This window comes from Pedobacter sp. (genome assembly GCF_041645105.1).
Lineage (GTDB): Bacteria > Bacteroidota > Bacteroidia > Sphingobacteriales > Sphingobacteriaceae > Pedobacter.
On the sequence record NZ_JBAZQQ010000002.1, the window covers coordinates 627,173 to 643,587 of the forward strand.

Genomic DNA, 16,415 nt, shown 5'->3' on the forward strand with positions numbered 1-16,415 from the left:
TTATATTTTAATAAGGATGTGTTTGGCTACTTCTCGGCTAACACTTATTTTTTTCTGTTCCACAACCAGTTCTACAGAACCGTCAAAATCATTAATGTCTGTAATGGCAATCTTCTTTCCCAGAGTTAACCCCAACTTCTCCAGATGTTTTAAGAAGTTTGAGGAATGTTCACTAACACCCATTATTAAGCCATGCTCGCTTGTCCGAAGCTTATTAAGTTTGGTAAAAGGAATGGTATCGAATTGTCCGTTTTTATCAGGAATTGGGTCGCCATGAGGATCGCTTTTAGGAAAGCCTAAAAATTCATCAAGCTTTTCAACGAGTTCTGTAGATTGAATGTGCTCCAGATCTTCTGCGATATCATGGACCTGATCCCATTTAAAATTTAGTTTTTCTACCAGAAAAACTTCCCATAGTCGGTGTTTCCTTACAATATTAATAGCAGCTGATTTTCCAGATGGGGTTAAGGTTACTCCCTGGTATTTTTTATAGTTGATCAATTGCTTATCTGCCAGCTTTTTTATCATATCAGTTACAGAGGCAGCTTTAGTTTGCATTTTTTCTGCAATAGCGTTGGTTTGGATAGCACCGATATTGTTTTGAGACAAATGGTATATGATTTTCAGGTAGTTCTCTTCTGTGAATGATTGCATTTTTGTTTGCCTAACTATATGTTTAGACAAATCTAAAAATAATAGAAGAAATAAACTATAAATAATTGGTTTTTTTTTAGAATAAAATTTGGCACATAATGTATTCTTATTCTATCTTTGGAGATACTTATTATAATAATGGCGACAGAACTAGATAAAACGGATTTTAGAATTCTTAAATTGTTACAGGAGAATGGGAGGATGACGAACTTGCTATTATCCCAGGAGATTGGACTTTCACCGGCACCAACTTTAGAAAGAGTCAGGAAGCTTGAAGTTTCTGGTTTTATTAAGAGTTATCATGCTCTTGTTGACGAAGAAAAACTAGGATTGGGTATCAAAACTTTTATTCAGGTTCAACTCGATTTTCATAAGAACAATACCATTCAGATCTTTTTAGATGAAGTAAATCAGATTAAAGAGATTACAGAATGCCATCATGTTACTGGTCAGGCAGATTTTCTATTGAAAGTTTATGTGAGTGACATTAAGTCTTATGAGCGTTTGATTATGGATAAGATCAGCAAAATTTCTGTGGTAAAAACTTTTCAGACAATGATGATCATGTCAACTACCAAGAAAGAACCGATTGTTCCTTTGGAATACTAACACTAAGATTTTTAAGGAGCGCCTGATCATACAAATTTATGATCAGGCGTTTTTATTTGATGCTGAATTTAATGTTAGCTAATTTGCCAGTTAATAGGGCTTTGTCCTTGCTTGATCAAAATTTCGTTTGCTTTTGAAAAAGGTCTGCTTCCCAGGAATCCATTATATGCAGAGAAGGGAGAGGGGTGTGCTGAAGTAATAATCGTATGTTTATTCTGGTCTATTAATGCTGCTTTATTCTGTGCGTACCTGCCCCATAATAAAAATACAAGACCTGTTCTTTTTTCGGATAGTTCAGTGATAATTTTATCTGTAAAAGTCTCCCAACCTCTTTTTTGATGTGAGCCAGCCTCCTGTGCTCTTACTGTTAATGTTGCATTTAGCAGTAGGACTCCTTCATCTGCCCATTGTGTTAGGTTGCCATGTGTTGGAAGAGTAAAGCCAGGGATATCGGTAGCCAATTCTTTATATATGTTTTTTAGTGATGGTGGCACAGTTATTCCCTTTTGTACAGAAAATGATAAGCCATGTGCCTGTCCCGTTCCATGATAAGGGTCCTGGCCTAAAATCACTACTTTAACTTTATCAAAAGGAGTATGATTCAGGGCATTAAAGGTGTCAGCGCTTTTCGGATAAATGGTATGACCTTTTTGTTTTTCTTCTTGCAAAAAAGCTTTGAGAGATTTCATATAGGGTTTTTCGAATTCTTCATTTAAGACCTTTAACCAGCTTTCTTCTATTGAAACAGACATTAGTATTGTATTGAATTTATAAAGATTATAACAAAATGATTTTAACAGTGCAGATTGCTTTAGCTGTTATTTCTTTTTTTCGTTGAAATTATAAATTAAATCTGATTATTGGTATTTAAACACGATATTTGCAAAAAAATAAATACAATATAATATGCCAAATGTAGTTCGTCTTATTTTAGGTTTTGCAGTGTTGGGTGGTGCTATTGCCCTTATGTTTTTTAGTTTCTGGGGTTGGGGTGTACTCGCCGTTTTTATAAGCATTTTTATTTTCGTTACATTTTTCTTTAATGAGAATATGCTATTGGCCCAGTGGTTTTTAAGAAAAGATAACATGGGTAAAGCAGAAGCTTACCTTAATAGAATAACCAATTATGAAAAACAACTGATTAGAGGTCAGCACGGTTATTACAACCTTTTGATTGGTTTAATTGAATCGAGAAAGGCACCTATGCAATCAGAGAAGTTCTTTAAGAAATCTCTTTCTTTAGGAATGAATATGGATCATAACATTGCATTGGCAAAGTTAAGTCTGGCCGGGATTGCAATGGCTAAAAGAAATAAACGCGAGGCGACAATGTATTTGTCTGAAGCGAAGAAAGCGGATAAGAATAAGTTGCTTGCAGATCAGATTAAACAAATGAAAGATCAGTTGGGGATGTTAGACAGGCAGCAACAAGTAAGATATAGGTAGTTAAACCTTTATAAACGACCAAAGGCCACATGCAAATGTGGCCTTTTATTTTTCACTCAATCTGTCGTAGTTTTCGTTGCGATCTGCATAAGCTGTTTTACTGATGATGTCATCATCCAGGTCATCTTTTTTTCTACTGAAGAATTTTTGTTCCGATTGAATACGGGTAATTAGTTGACGAATCAGGGTTAAATCAAAAGCTTCTCTGCTCAATTTAATGCAGTATTCGTTGTCTGTTATTTCTAAACTTGAACTGTTCATAATTTCTATTTTTAAATCTCCATAAAAGTAAAAAAGGCTTGCTACATTTATTGTAGCAAGCCTTTAAGCTTTTGTTAACTTTATGTTAAGCGAACCAGGTCATAACATCGTCTTTAGATGGCATCGCTAATTCAAGTTTCATCTTTTTACGCATTCCACCAAGGTCATTAAACACTTTATTCGGATTAGCAGACTTTAGCTCTTCAATGGTGTTGATTCCCATTTTACGGATTACCTGAACCCAGTCAGCAGGAACACCAGCAGCTACAAAATCTTCATCTGTAGTCACCTTAGCTTTCTTCTCTGGTCTCATCTGAGGGAAGAACAGTACTTCCTGTATGGTAGACTGATCAGTCATCAACATCACCAAACGGTCAATCCCAACACCTAAACCAGATGTAGGAGGCATACCATATTCCAATGAACGAACAAAATCGTCATCCATAGCCATTGCTTCATCGTCACCTCTATCGGCAAGCTTCAGCTGATCCTCAAAGCGTTCACGCTGATCAATCGGATCATTTAATTCTGAATAAGCATTACCAATTTCTTTGCCCATTACAAACAGTTCAAACCTTTCTACTAAACCATCTTTGCTTCTGTGCTTCTTAGCAAGGGGGGTCATTTCAATCGGATAATCTGTTATGTATGTAGGCTGGATCAGATTAGCTTCAACTTTCTCGCTGAAAATTTCATCGATCAGTTTACCTCTGCCCATGGTATCGTCAATCTCTATATTCAGGCTTTTGCAGGTAGCTTTTAATTCTGCTTCTGCCATGGCAGATACATCAATACCAGTATATTTCTGAATCGATTCATACATAGTCAGTTTTTCGTACGGACCTTCAAAGTTGATCTCATGATCGCCAACTTTTACAATTGGCGTACCATGAATGGCTAAAGCTACTTTTTCCAGGCATTCCTCTACCATACCCATCATCCAGATGTAGTCTTTATAAGCTACATAGATTTCCATAGCAGTGTATTCTGGATTGTGCGTTCTGTCCATCCCTTCATTTCTGAACATTTTGCCGAATTCGTATACTCCGTCAAAACCAGCAACGATCAATCTTTTTAAATACAATTCATTAGCTATACGCAGATAAAGTGGCATATCTAGTGTATTGTGATGCGTTTCAAAAGGACGTGCAGCTGCACCACCGTGGATAGGCTGCAGGATAGGTGTCTCTACTTCCATCCATCCCTGATCATTAAAGTAATTACGCATGGTATTGATTACTTTAGATCGGTTGATGAAGATTTGTTTGAAACCAGGATTAACGGTTAAATCAACATAACGTTGTCTGTAACGCAATTCCGGATCAGTAAAGCCATCATATATATTACCATCTTCATCGCGTTTTACTACTGGAAGTGGTTTTAATGCTTTAGACAATAAGGTCAATTCTGTAACGTGAACAGAGATCTCGCCAGTTTGTGTCGTAAACACATAACCTTTAATCCCTATAAAGTCGCCCAGATCCATCAGCTTTTTAAATACTGTATTGTATAGGGTTTTATCTTCATCCGGACAAAGGTCATCTCTTTTCAGATATACCTGAATCCTGCCTGTTGAATCCTGTAGTTCTACAAAAGAAGCACTCCCCATAATGCGTCGGCTCATGATCCTGCCGGCTAAACTGATGTTCTTATAGGCAGTTTTATCGCGTTCGTAGTTTGCTAAAATATCTGCTGCATTAGCGTTTATTTCAAATGCTTCAGCAGGGTATGGATTGATTCCAAGCTCACGTAATTGGTTTAGCGAATTACGGCGCAATACTTCTAATTCTGATAGTCCTGTACTCATATATTTTTGGTATCAGGCATAAAGCCCAATAGCTGATTTATTGTTAATTTTAAAATTAGGCAAAAATAGGATTTATTTTTTAGGTTTAATCTGCATCTACTGGTTCTGTATACATTTCGTTAATCACGTCAGCATATTTTTTTTCAATGACTCTTCGTTTTGCCTTTAAGGTAGGTGTAATTTCACCTTCTTCAATACTAAAAGGATTCCTTTTAACTTTAAAGTTTTTAATCCGTTCAAATTTGGCCAGTTCTCCGGAGAGTTTCCTTAGATCTTGTCCTATCCAGTCAGTGATTTCTTTTTCAGTTATAAAAATTTCTGTTTTTTGAAAAAATGATTCAGGTAGATTGAAGGCTTCCTGAAGATTTTCTTTATTTGGGATCACAATGGCAGTTAGGTATTCGCGCTTATCACCAATCAAAAAGATCTGATCTATCTTCAGACTTTTCATATAGATGCTTTCAACAGGAGTGGGATATACATTCTTACCATAAGCATTCACGATCATATTTTTTAATCGATCGGTAATCTGTAAATTTCCTTTAAAAAAGCGACCAATATCTCCTGTGTGGAACCAGTTATCTTTATCAATAGCCTCAGCAGTTTCTGCAGGTTTGTTAAAATACCCCTGCATTACACAATGCCCTCTAACAATAATTTCTCCTTCTTCACATTCAAAATTCTCTTGAAAAGATTCGTGTGTTTGGATACTGATGATCTTTTTAGTTTCTATATCTTGAATACCTATCTCAATACCTGGGATTACGCGGCCAACGGTTCCATAAACTTGTCTATGGAATTCAGTAACAGCCATTACAGGTGATGTTTCTGTCAAGCCAAAGCCTTCTAGAATTTTGATACCCAGGTTGCCGAAAAATTCACCAACATTTTTGGGTAGGGCAGCACCACCAGAAATCATGAATTTTAGTCGTCCACCTGTTTTCTCTTTAATCTTACTGAATACCAGTTTTTCGGCAAGCATTTTTTCTGTAGAGAGGAAAAGACCAGGGCTTTTGCCTGCTTCTTTTTTTCTTCTGTAGTTCTGGCCTGCGTCTAATGCCCATAAAAAGATTTTGGCTTTTAAGCCTCCGCCAGCTGTCCCACTTTTAATGGCTTTGTCGTGTATTTTTTCCAGTAGCCTGGGTACACAGCTCATTACAGTAGGTTTAATTTCTCCCATGTTTTTTGCCAGTAGCTCAAGGCTCTGTGCAAAAGCGATCTTACAACCCTGGGCGCAGCAAACATGATAAGTGGCCGTGCGTTCAAATACGTGAGATAGCGGTAAAAAAGAAAGAAATGTTTCTGTTTCATCAATCACCGGAATTTGCTGCAAACAAACTTTTACATTTTCGACAAAGTTGCTGTGCGATAGCATTACACCCTTTGGTATTCCCGTAGTGCCTGAAGTATAGATAAGCGAAGATGTGTCGGCAGGTAGTACTTTACTACGCAAAAGATCAATTTTATCCAAATCCGATTGTGGTGTTTGGCCAGCCCCAGCTAATATTTCATCATAACTGATGATCTTTGAATGTAAATCATCAGGAACATTTAATTTCTGATAATCTGGAAATGCGGGGATAATGTATTCTAACTTTTTACAGTTGGGTGCTATCTTTAAGATCTTCTTATATAAAAAAGTATTGCCAATTAGAATGGCCCTCATACCTGAATCATTCACGATATAAGTGATCTCATGTTCAGAAAGAGTAGGGTATATGGAAACATTAATCGCCCCAATTTGCTGAATACCCTGGTCATAATAAACATACTCTGGAGAGTTCTCTATTATGAGTCCCATTCTATCACCTTTTTTGATATCACGTGCTAAGAAAAATGCAGATATAGCATCGGCACAGTCCAATGTATGTTGATAGGAGATCTCTTCCCATTCTTTGTCCTTCTTGTGGATAAGGAATGTTTCTTCAGGTTTATGGATATTGGCTACTACATTTCGCAATAAAGTTGGAATGGTAGAATGCTCGTTAAATAATTCCATAGATAAGGATTTGGTTATTTATAAAAATAGGCCGGTACAGATTGAACTGTACCGGCCTATGCAAATATAATAATTGTATTTTAAACAGAAAAACTCTCTCCACAACCGCAAGAGCGACTTGCATTGGGATTGTTAAAATTGAATCCTTTTCCATTTAAACCATCAGAAAAGTCTAGTTCAGTTCCTGCCAGATAAAGGAAGGATTTCATGTCTAATGCTATTCTGATACCTCTATCTTCAAAAAACTGATCGCCTGTCTTCTCTTCATTATCAAAGTCCAGGTTATATGATAATCCTGAACATCCCCCTCCTTTAACAGATACACGCAAGAAATAGGTAGTATCCATTTGAGCCTCTTCCATTAACTGGTCGATTTTGCTTTTTGCTTTATCAGTGATTGTGATCATTTTTTTAATATCTAAATACTAGTGATGCGACTTAGGCAATTCAATTGGTTCCATGCCATTTTTAACACGGTAATCATTGATTGCTGATTTAATTGCATCTTCTGCTAATACTGAGCAGTGAATTTTTACTGGTGGTAAAGCTAATTCTTCTACAATATCCATGTTGTCAATTGTTAAAGCTTCATCAATACTTTTACCTTTTAACCATTCTGTAGCTAAAGAAGAAGAAGCAATTGCTGAACCGCAACCAAATGTTTTAAATTTAGCATCAGTAATCAGGTTGTTTTCATCTACTTCAATCTGCAAACGCATTACGTCGCCACACTCAGGTGCACCAACTAATCCAGTACCTACAGATTTGCTATCCTTATTTAAAGTACCAACGTTTCTTGGGTTGGTATAGTGTTCCATTAATTTTTCCGAATAGGCCATATTAATATTTTTAAATTTCTATCTTATTGATTCTCTCTAGTGTTCTGCCCACTCAATTTTGCTCAGATCAATACCATCTTTAAACATTTCCCAAAGTGGAGAAAGATCTCTTAAATGGTTAACAGCTTTTTTAGTGTTTTCAATTGCATAGTCAATTTCTTCTTCTGTAGTGAAACGACCAAGTCCGAAACGGATTGAAGAGTGTGCTAAATCATCTGAAAGGCCTAAGCTTTTCAACACATAAGAAGGTTCTAATGAAGCAGAGGTACATGCTGAACCTGAAGAAACCGCAAGGTCTTTCATTGCCATCATTAATCCTTCACCTTCTACATATTTAAATGAGATGTTTGATACATGTGGTAACCTATGTTCTTTGTTTCCATTTACGTAACTTTCTTCCATTTCACTTAAAGCTGATTCCAGCTTGTCTCTTAAAGCAGAAAGACGTTTCGCTTCAGCGTCCATTTCTAAACGACAAAGTTCACATGCTTTACCTAAACCAACAATACCCGGTACGTTTAATGTACCAGAACGCATGCCACGCTCATGACCGCCACCATCAATTTGTGCAGTAACTTTAACCCTTGGGTTTTTACGACGTACATAAAGTACACCAACGCCTTTGGGGCCATACATTTTGTGTGCAGAGAAAGCCATTAAATCTATGCCATCTGCATTTACATCTACAGGTATTTTACCTACTGCCTGTGTAGCATCAGTCATAAACAATGCGCCATATTTATGTGCAATTGCTGATATTTCTTTAACTGGCTGAACTACACCAATTTCGTTATTTCCATACATGATGGTTACCAGGATAGTTTGCTCTGTCATGGCAGCTTCAAGCTCCTGCAGATCGATTAGACCATCCTCTTTTACTTTTAGATAAGTAACTTTTGCACCTAATTTTTCAAGGTGTTTGCAAGTGTCTAAAACAGCTTTATGTTCAGTAGTAGCGGTAATAATATGATTACCTTTCTCCTGATACATTTCAAACACACCTTTAATACCTAAGTTATCAGCTTCTGTAGCGCCTGAAGTGAAAATAATTTCTTTTTCAGTACAGCCAATTAGTTTTGCGGCTTGTTCACGTGCATAGTCAACACCTTCTTCAGCAACCCATCCGAATGCATGATTACGGCTTGCAGCATTACCAAATTTGTTCGTGAAATAGGGCAACATCGCTTCCAGTACTCTTGGATCAAGAGGCGTAGTTGCGTTATTATCTAAGTAAATAGGAAGTTCCATTATAATATATTTGTTCTTATTAATATACAAAGATACAAAAAAAGATTGCCAACAATGATAGAAATGCCTATGATGGTATATGGAAAACATGCATTTTTACATTTTTTTAACGTTATAGACAAATATGAATAAGATAGAGCATATAGGTATTGCGGTAAAGGATATGGATAATTCCTGTAATCTCTACGAAAAGCTACTCGGAACTACATGTTATAAAAAGGAGGAAGTGGCTTCGGAGGGTGTAAATACGGCATTTTTCAAATCAGGAATAAATAAGATTGAGTTGCTCAGTGCCACCACATCTGATAGCCCAATTGCTAAATTTCTTGAAAAAAGAGGAGAGGGGATCCATCATGTCGCTTTTGACGTTGATGACATTGTATTGGAAATGGAACGATTAAAAGCAGAAGGGTTTGTATTATTAAACGAAGTTCCTAAGTTGGGAGCTGATAATAAGCTTGTTTGTTTTGTACATCCAAAGGGAACGAATGGGGTGTTGGTAGAGTTGTGTCAGGAGATCAGATAGATAAACGATTAAATATAAATGGAAGATTTTAAATCTTTAAGTAAGATGATCAGTACAGATTTTGAGGTTGAAGAAATGCTGACTGAAGATATGTTGAGGTTACGCTTAATTGAGGCGTTTGCTTATCTGTTAGATAATAATATCTCAAAAATGATGAATATTCTTTATCGCACTGATGTAGATGAAGAAAAGTTAAAAAAGCTGTTGATCAGTAATTCTGATTTGCCTTCTGCAGAAGTGATTGCTGATGCTTATCTAAGTAGACAAAAGCAAAAAATTGAAACTAGAAAAAAGTATAGCAGATAATTTTTCCACACATACTTGATATTGAAAAATAAATTACTGATATTTGCATCCTTAAAAATAAGCGACAAATAAGTATTAAGTATATAAAATATTATGAAAAAAGATCTGCATCCATCAAACTATAGATTTGTAGTGTTTAAAGATATGTCAAACGAGTATTCTTTTTTAACTAAATCTTGTGTAGATACTAAAGAAACTATCCAATGGGAAGATGGTAATGAGTATCCTTTATATAAATTAGAGATTTCACACACATCTCACCCTTTTTACACTGGTAAAATGAAATTGGTTGATACTGCTGGTCGTATCGATAAATTCAAAACTCGTTACGCTAAAAAGTAATTATATAGAAATAAGAATTTATTTGAGTCCCGATGCTGATGCTTCGGGACTTTTTTTATTTTTGTAGCTTATGATAATCAATTTATTTGATGATGCGGCCTGGCTTGCTCTAAGGCCGTTATCTTTTACAAGGCCGGTAGCAGATCTTCGTGTAGGAATTCTGACGATTGCTGAAAAATGGCAGAAATATTTGAATGCAGATTCTGGTTTTGTCGCTCAGGCCTATTTAGCTGATAAATTTCCTTTATTAAATGATGCAGAACTTTATATCAACGGTTCCGTTTGTCCGGATGAAGCATTAGTTGAGGCTGTTTTATCGCTTAAAACAGGAGAGGTACTTACAAAGAATGGTATGCATATCGCCAGCAGGCTGATGTTGACTGAAGCTTTTCATAATGAGCTGTATAAACGCTTTGATGCAAAAGAATATACTAGAGATTTTATAAGAATATCCGTTCCTGAAGATATATTCAGAAATAATGATACTGAGCTTAGAAAAGATTTTGCTTTATTAACCAAAGGAAAAACATCTGTAGCATTAAGTGGCACCAATACATTTCTGGGTGATGAAATATTTGCAGAGGAAGGAGCTGGAGCTGAATGCTGTACTTTTAATAGCTTGAATGGACCTATATATATTGGTCAGAATTCTCAGGTTTGGGAAGGGTGTCATATCCGTGGATCATTTGCACTATGTCATGATTCTCAGGTTAAAATGGGAGCCAAGATTTATGGCCAAACTACGATCGGACCTTTTAGTCGTGTAGGCGGAGAAATTAATAATGCGGTTGTCTGGGGTTACTCTTCTAAAGGTCATGAGGGATACCTTGGTAATTCTGTCGTTGGACAATGGTGTAACATTGGAGCGGATAGTAATAATTCAAACCTTAAAAATAATTATGCTGATGTGAAGTTGTGGGACTATGAAATGGAAAGTTTCCGGGAAACGGGGCTGCAGTTTTGTGGTTTAATTATGGCTGATCATGCAAAATGTGGTATCAATACTATGTTTAATACCGGTACTGTAGCTGGTGTGAGCGCTAATGTTTTTGGCCCTGGTTTTCCCCGCAATTTCATACCAGACTTTGCCTGGGGTGGTTCACAGGGGTTTGATGTGTATAAACTCGAAAAAATGTTTGAAACTGCAGAAAAAGTGTATGAGCGCAGAAACATACCTTTTGATAGTACCGAAAAGGCTATCTTGCAGGCAATTTTTGAAATCACTAAGATTTACAGACCTTTTTAGTTTTAATACATTTATACTTAGATTGAAAATATAACCTACTAAATAATAACAATACGTAATGAGAAAAAAAATAGTTGCAGGAAATTGGAAAATGAATTTGGACTATGCAAACGGCATATCTTTATTTTCAGAAATTGTAAATATGGTAAGAGATGAAAAAAAAGGCGATCAGATCGCAATTATTTGCGCTCCATATATTCATTTAAACAGCCTGGCTAAATTAGGTGGTGATGTTGTTAAGATAGGCGCTCAGAACTGTCACCAAAACGACAATGGTGCTTTTACAGGCGAGATTTCTGCTGGAATGATTAAATCTGTTGGTTGTGAGTATGTCATCATTGGTCACTCAGAAAGACGTCAGTATTTTGCAGAAAGCAATGAGTTGCTAGCGACTAAAACTGTTAAAGTATTGGAAAATGGACTTTCTCCGATTTTCTGTATTGGTGAAACACTTGAAGAAAGAGAAAATGGAACTTATTTTGATGTACTTAAAACTCAATTGGAGCAAGGTGTTTTTGGTTTAAGTGCAGCAGATTTTGCGAAAGTTGTTATCGCTTATGAACCAGTATGGGCTATCGGTACTGGTCTCACAGCAAGTTCTGATCAGGCTCAGGAAGTACATGCTTTTATTAGAAAAGAAATTGCAGCAAAATATAACAGTGAGATAGCAGAAGATACAACTATTTTATATGGCGGCAGCTGTAACCCTAAAAATGCTGCAGAGCTCTTTGCTCAGGCTGATATTGATGGTGGTTTGATTGGTGGAGCATCTCTGAAATCAAGAGATTTTGTAGATATCGTTAAAGCTTTTAATTCTTAATGAAATATATACAGGTAACTTTTAGGTTTAATACCATTGAGGAGTATCAGCAGGATTTATTAATTGCTGAGCTTGGAGATATAGGTTTTAATACTTTTGAAGAAGTAGATGGGGGATTTCTGGCATTTATTGATTTAAACACGTTTAGTGAAGATCAGTTAAAAAATGTACTGAAGCAGTTTGAGGATGATTTTGAATGTAATTATGCTATTTCTGAAATTGAAGGTAAGAACTGGAATGAGGAGTGGGAAAAGAATTTCGAGCCTTTGATTATTAATGATCAATGCTATGTGCGGGCAACCTTTCATGATGCGCAGCCCGCATATCCTTATGAAATTGTGATCGACCCTAAAATGGCCTTTGGGACAGGGCATCATCAAACAACTACAATGATGATGCAATATATTCTTGAAACAGAGGTAAAGGGTAAGGAAATTCTTGACATGGGGTGTGGGACAGCTATTTTAGCTATCCTGGCTGCCAAGAAAGGTGCTTCTAGTCTTGTTGCAATTGATAATGACGAAGTTTGCTATGAAAGCTCTGTTGAGAATGCAGCGTTAAATGGTGTAACGAACATGGAAGCATTTTGTGGAGGAAAGGAAGCTATTCCCTCAAAAGAATTCGATATCATACTCGCTAATATCAACAGGAATATATTGATTGATCAGATTCCCGTATATGCTACCGTGCTGAAATCGGGTGGCCAGATTTTCTTCAGTGGATTTTATGAATCTCCCGATCTGGATATGATTAAAGCAACTTGTTTGCCATTCGGTATTAAATATGTTAATCATAAAAAGATTGGTGAATGGGTTGCGGCTTCATTTATAAAAGATTAATTAGAACATCATAGTATGCGTATACATTTTATAGCTATTGGTGGCAGTGCTATGCATAATTTAGCTATTGCTTTACATAAAAAAGGTTATCAGGTGACTGGTTCAGATGATGCCATTTTTGAACCTTCACAAAGTAGGTTGGATAAATATGGTCTTTTACCTGCCAAAATGGGTTGGGACGAGGCCAGGATTAGTTCTGATCTGGATGCTGTTATTTTAGGTATGCATGCGTTAACAGATAATCCTGAATTGCTTAAAGCTCAGGAAATGGGCATTAAAATATATTCTTATCCAGAATATATTTATGAACAGACGAAAGATAAATTAAGAGTTGTAATAGGTGGAAGTCATGGTAAAACGACAATTACGTCGATGATTTTACATGTGCTTAACTATTACAAAAAAGATTTCGATTATCTGGTCGGGGCTCAGCTTGCGGGTTTCGATACAATGGTGAAAATTACGAATGAAGCACCTTTGATTGTGATTGAAGGTGATGAGTATCTGGCTTCGCCAATAGATAGGAGACCTAAATTTCATTTGTATAAAGCTAATCTGGCTGTTATTAGTGGAATTGCATGGGACCATATTAATGTATTTAAAACTTATGCAGATTATACCCTTCAGTTTGAGTTGTTTATAGATACAATTGTACCTGGAGGAAAATTAGTTTATTGCAGTGCCGATAAAGACCTTGAGAAGATAGTTAAGGAAAGTAAAGCTGATGTACAAAAAATTGGCTACGAGATTCCTGACCATGTTGTTAAAAATGGCATAAGTTACCTCTTGCCAGATGAAACTCCGCTTAAGGTTTTTGGTGATCATAATCTTATGAATATAAATGCTGCAAAATTAATTTGTTCAGAACTTGGTATTGATTATAAACAGTTTGATATTGCTATAGGTTCTTTCACTGGGGCTGCAAAGAGGTTGGAGCTTTTACGCAATAGTGATGAGACAAGTGTGTATAAAGATTTTGCACATTCACCGTCAAAGCTAAAGGCAACAGTGGACGCAGTTAAAGCTCAATTTCCCAATAGGAAATTAGTTGCGTGTATAGAGTTACATACATTTAGCAGTCTGAATAAGGATTTTCTGGTTCAATATGCAGACACCATGGCGACAGCTGATACGGCAATTGTATACATTGATGAAAAAACTTTTCAGCATAAACGTCTAGAGCCTTTTTCTAAGGAAGATGTTCAAATGGCGTTCAAAAGGGCTGATTTGCTGTTTTTTGATAATTCAGAACGGTTAAAAGAATATTTTTATAGAGTAAATTTTTATCGTACGAACTTACTTTTGATGAGTTCAGGAAATTTTGGGGGAGTTGATCTTGTTAATTTGGCACGTGAGTTGAATACAGTTGAGCAAGGAATATAAATACAAGATTACACACCTAAATTAATAATATGAATATCATTGGAAAAAACATTAGACAACTGCGCCAAAAAAATGGTTGGAGCCAAGGGGAAGTAGCCAAGCGTCTAAATATTTCAATCCCTGCTTTTTCAAAAATCGAGACTGGTATTACTGATATAAACATTTCCAGACTTGGCCAGATTGCAGGTCTTTTCGAGGTTTCTACGATGGACATTATCTCTAAGGAAGGAGAGAACCCTCAGTCCCTTAATTTTGAGGAAATTAATAATTTGAAAGAAAAGCTTTCACTTAGAGAAGAAGAAATCATTAAACTTCAAAAAAAGGTTATCGATCTTTACGAAGAAATCAGAGAGAAAAAAAATTAAAATATTTTACGCATCGTCAGGTGTCGCTTTCCAAAAGTGGCACCTGTTGCTTCATGAATCGAGAGCATCTTATCGTTGAAGTCTCCAACCCAGGAAAGTTCCAGCTCATCATACTGATTCATAGGTAAAACATACTCTTTCAGTTTAATGAACAAAGCAGATTCAAGACCATGTTTTTGAAATGCAGATTTTGTTCCCATTACAATTGCCCGCATACGGTTTACACCTACCCATCGTTTGTATACAAACTTCAATTTTTCTAATAAACCTAGTTTCCCGTTGAAATCTTTAATCATTTGGTTGGCATCTGGTATAATGACTACAAAAGATGCTGGTTCCCCATTAATATAGGCAAACCAGATTAGTTTCTCGTCCATAATGGTTTGCATTTTTTGAAAGCTTTCTTCAAGTGTTTCCTTTTTAATAGGTACAAAATTTTCAAAGTCTTTCCATGCATCATTGTAAATTTCCATTAGGTCAGCAACATATTTTGAAGCATTCTTTTTTGAAAAGTGTTCAAATGTATATCCTGGTTTATTAGCCACCCAATTGGCAATTTTCGTAAAGCGTTCCGGGAATGGTTTTCTAACTGCCAAATGATTGGTGATTTGCTCATACTCCTTTTTAAAGCCATAATCAATAAAAAACGAATGATAGTATGGGTGATGGTAATTCATGCCATAGGATGGAGGCGTAAAGCCTTCTACAAGTAAACCCCAGAATGAATCATTCTCGCCAAAGTTGATAGGACCATCCATTGCTTTCATGCCATTTTTCTGCAGCCATGATTTTGCAGTATCAAATAATAAAAAAGCAGCATCTTTATTATTCACACATTCAAAGAAGCCTATTCCTCCGGTAGGTTGTTCCCATTGGAATGCTTTTTTATCATTTATAAAGGCTGCAATACGACCAATTGGAATCCCATTATCATCTTTTAGTACCCATCTTACGCATTTCCCATGTTGGAAAAAAGGATTTTTATGGGAATCAAATATTTGCTCAATATCCTGATCAAGGGGGCAGATCCAATTTTTATCATCTTTATAAATCAATCTCGCAGTGTCTAAAAAATCTTTCCTGGAACGCTTTCCGGATACAAGGGTTATTTGCATTTCTCCTATTAGGGATTTAAAAAATGAACTAGTGGTTTTAAATTAAAAAGCATCCCGTTAAGGATGCTTTATTAATCAATATTTTTTTGTTGTTAATAGTCGTCATCATCATCATCCGAACCAAAACTATCAAAGGTGTCCAGATCATCTAATGGCATATCGAGGTCGTCATCTTCATCATCATCGTATGATTTCTTTTTACTTGTTCCTTCATACGAATCATCCAGATCATTTTCCGGATCTTCTGCTTTGCTTTTGTTAATTGGTTTTTTTGGAGTTTTCATTACAAAAAATATAATTCCGTAAGGGTTTTATTTGATAAGTTAAATTTACTAAAAATCTTTTTAAATCAAAAGAACGATGTTTTTTTAAATTTTCAGCAATCAAAAGTAACACAAAAAGGAAAACTCACAAAGAATTTATTTAAAATAATCTTACCAAATTTTTGATGAGTTGATGGCCTGAGAAATAGGGGTAAAAAAAATGGTAAAGCTATGAACTTTACCATTTTTTAACACACAAATGAAACCTGAATTGAGATATAGTTTTAGGTTAGGTAAAAATATCTTTGATCAATCCTATAAGAACGCTTTTTACAAACTTCTGTTTG

The 16,415-nt window shown here is 35.9% G+C and carries 20 protein-coding genes; 10 read left to right on the plus strand and 10 right to left on the minus strand.

Annotated features, from left to right (window positions below):
- Entirely contained in the window at positions 1–654 is a 654-nt protein-coding gene (locus WC623_RS08940) for a metal-dependent transcriptional regulator (protein ID WP_372850103.1), read from the minus strand.
- 138 nt (positions 655–792) lie between these two features.
- Between WC623_RS08940 and WC623_RS08945 the strand changes: the two genes are divergently transcribed.
- A complete protein-coding gene (locus WC623_RS08945; RefSeq protein ID WP_372850105.1) occupies positions 793–1,263 on the plus strand; it encodes an Lrp/AsnC family transcriptional regulator in 471 nt (156 codons plus the stop codon).
- Between the two features lie 74 nt (positions 1,264–1,337).
- On the opposite strand, the gene ung is transcribed toward WC623_RS08945, so the two are convergent.
- Positions 1,338–2,015, minus strand: coding sequence for a uracil-DNA glycosylase (ung, locus tag WC623_RS08950; protein ID WP_372850107.1), 678 nt, complete (start codon positions 2,013–2,015; stop codon positions 1,338–1,340).
- 154 nt (positions 2,016–2,169) lie between these two features.
- Between ung and WC623_RS08955 the strand changes: the two genes are divergently transcribed.
- Positions 2,170–2,709 (plus strand): DUF2892 domain-containing protein, encoded by a 540-nt coding sequence (locus tag WC623_RS08955; RefSeq protein ID WP_372850109.1) that lies wholly within the window; start codon positions 2,170–2,172, stop codon positions 2,707–2,709.
- 45 nt (positions 2,710–2,754) lie between these two features.
- On the opposite strand, the gene WC623_RS08960 is transcribed toward WC623_RS08955, so the two are convergent.
- The 6 genes from WC623_RS08960 to WC623_RS08985 form a co-directional block, all read right to left on the minus strand.
- Complete coding sequence (locus tag WC623_RS08960) at positions 2,755–2,970, minus strand: hypothetical protein (RefSeq protein WP_349786337.1); 216 nt, start codon at positions 2,968–2,970, stop codon at positions 2,755–2,757.
- Positions 2,971–3,055: 85 nt separating this feature from the next.
- On the minus strand, positions 3,056–4,777 hold the full coding sequence (gene lysS / locus WC623_RS08965; RefSeq protein WP_372850111.1) for a lysine--tRNA ligase: 1,722 nt from the start codon (positions 4,775–4,777) through the stop codon (positions 3,056–3,058).
- A gap of 85 nt (positions 4,778–4,862) precedes the next feature.
- The gene (locus WC623_RS08970) at positions 4,863–6,776 is read right to left on the minus strand and encodes a long-chain fatty acid--CoA ligase (protein WP_372850113.1); all 1,914 of its coding nucleotides are present in this window, start codon (positions 6,774–6,776) and stop codon (positions 4,863–4,865) included.
- 80 nt (positions 6,777–6,856) lie between these two features.
- Positions 6,857–7,183: a HesB/IscA family protein gene (locus tag WC623_RS08975; protein ID WP_372850115.1), complete on the minus strand. Its 327-nt coding sequence runs from the start codon at positions 7,181–7,183 to the stop codon at positions 6,857–6,859.
- An 18-nt stretch (positions 7,184–7,201) separates the two neighbouring features.
- Positions 7,202–7,615, minus strand: coding sequence for a Fe-S cluster assembly scaffold IscU (gene iscU, locus WC623_RS08980; RefSeq protein WP_372850117.1), 414 nt, complete (start codon positions 7,613–7,615; stop codon positions 7,202–7,204).
- A gap of 36 nt (positions 7,616–7,651) precedes the next feature.
- On the minus strand, positions 7,652–8,863 hold the full coding sequence (locus WC623_RS08985; protein WP_372850119.1) for an IscS subfamily cysteine desulfurase: 1,212 nt from the start codon (positions 8,861–8,863) through the stop codon (positions 7,652–7,654).
- 124 nt (positions 8,864–8,987) lie between these two features.
- Between WC623_RS08985 and mce the strand changes: the two genes are divergently transcribed.
- The 8 genes from mce (at position 8,988) to WC623_RS09025 (ending at position 14,690) form a co-directional block, all read left to right on the plus strand.
- The gene (gene mce / locus WC623_RS08990; RefSeq protein ID WP_372850121.1) at positions 8,988–9,389 is read left to right on the plus strand and encodes a methylmalonyl-CoA epimerase; all 402 of its coding nucleotides are present in this window, start codon (positions 8,988–8,990) and stop codon (positions 9,387–9,389) included.
- An 18-nt stretch (positions 9,390–9,407) separates the two neighbouring features.
- Positions 9,408–9,695, plus strand: a complete 288-nt coding sequence (locus tag WC623_RS08995; protein WP_372850123.1) for a hypothetical protein — start codon at positions 9,408–9,410, stop codon at positions 9,693–9,695.
- A gap of 93 nt (positions 9,696–9,788) precedes the next feature.
- Complete coding sequence (locus tag WC623_RS09000; RefSeq protein ID WP_099437417.1) at positions 9,789–10,037, plus strand: type B 50S ribosomal protein L31; 249 nt, start codon at positions 9,789–9,791, stop codon at positions 10,035–10,037.
- Positions 10,038–10,107: 70 nt separating this feature from the next.
- Entirely contained in the window at positions 10,108–11,283 is a 1,176-nt protein-coding gene (locus WC623_RS09005) for a putative sugar nucleotidyl transferase (RefSeq protein ID WP_372850125.1), read from the plus strand.
- Positions 11,284–11,341: 58 nt separating this feature from the next.
- Complete coding sequence (gene tpiA / locus WC623_RS09010) at positions 11,342–12,103, plus strand: triose-phosphate isomerase (protein WP_372850127.1); 762 nt, start codon at positions 11,342–11,344, stop codon at positions 12,101–12,103.
- Entirely contained in the window at positions 12,103–12,942 is an 840-nt protein-coding gene (prmA, locus tag WC623_RS09015; protein ID WP_372850129.1) for a 50S ribosomal protein L11 methyltransferase, read from the plus strand. Before tpiA ends, prmA begins: the two co-directional genes overlap by 1 nt.
- A gap of 15 nt (positions 12,943–12,957) precedes the next feature.
- Complete coding sequence (gene murC / locus WC623_RS09020) at positions 12,958–14,325, plus strand: UDP-N-acetylmuramate--L-alanine ligase (RefSeq protein WP_372850131.1); 1,368 nt, start codon at positions 12,958–12,960, stop codon at positions 14,323–14,325.
- 29 nt (positions 14,326–14,354) lie between these two features.
- Positions 14,355–14,690: a helix-turn-helix domain-containing protein gene (locus tag WC623_RS09025; RefSeq protein WP_372850133.1), complete on the plus strand. Its 336-nt coding sequence runs from the start codon at positions 14,355–14,357 to the stop codon at positions 14,688–14,690.
- Here the strand turns inward: WC623_RS09025 and WC623_RS09030 are convergent.
- Both WC623_RS09030 and WC623_RS09035 read right to left on the minus strand, forming a co-directional pair.
- Entirely contained in the window at positions 14,687–15,805 is a 1,119-nt protein-coding gene (locus WC623_RS09030; protein WP_372850135.1) for a GNAT family N-acetyltransferase, read from the minus strand. The two genes, WC623_RS09025 and WC623_RS09030, sit on opposite strands and share 4 nt — an antisense overlap.
- A gap of 92 nt (positions 15,806–15,897) precedes the next feature.
- Positions 15,898–16,089 (minus strand): hypothetical protein, encoded by a 192-nt coding sequence (locus tag WC623_RS09035; RefSeq protein ID WP_349786351.1) that lies wholly within the window; start codon positions 16,087–16,089, stop codon positions 15,898–15,900.
- Positions 16,090–16,415 lie beyond the last annotated feature (326 nt).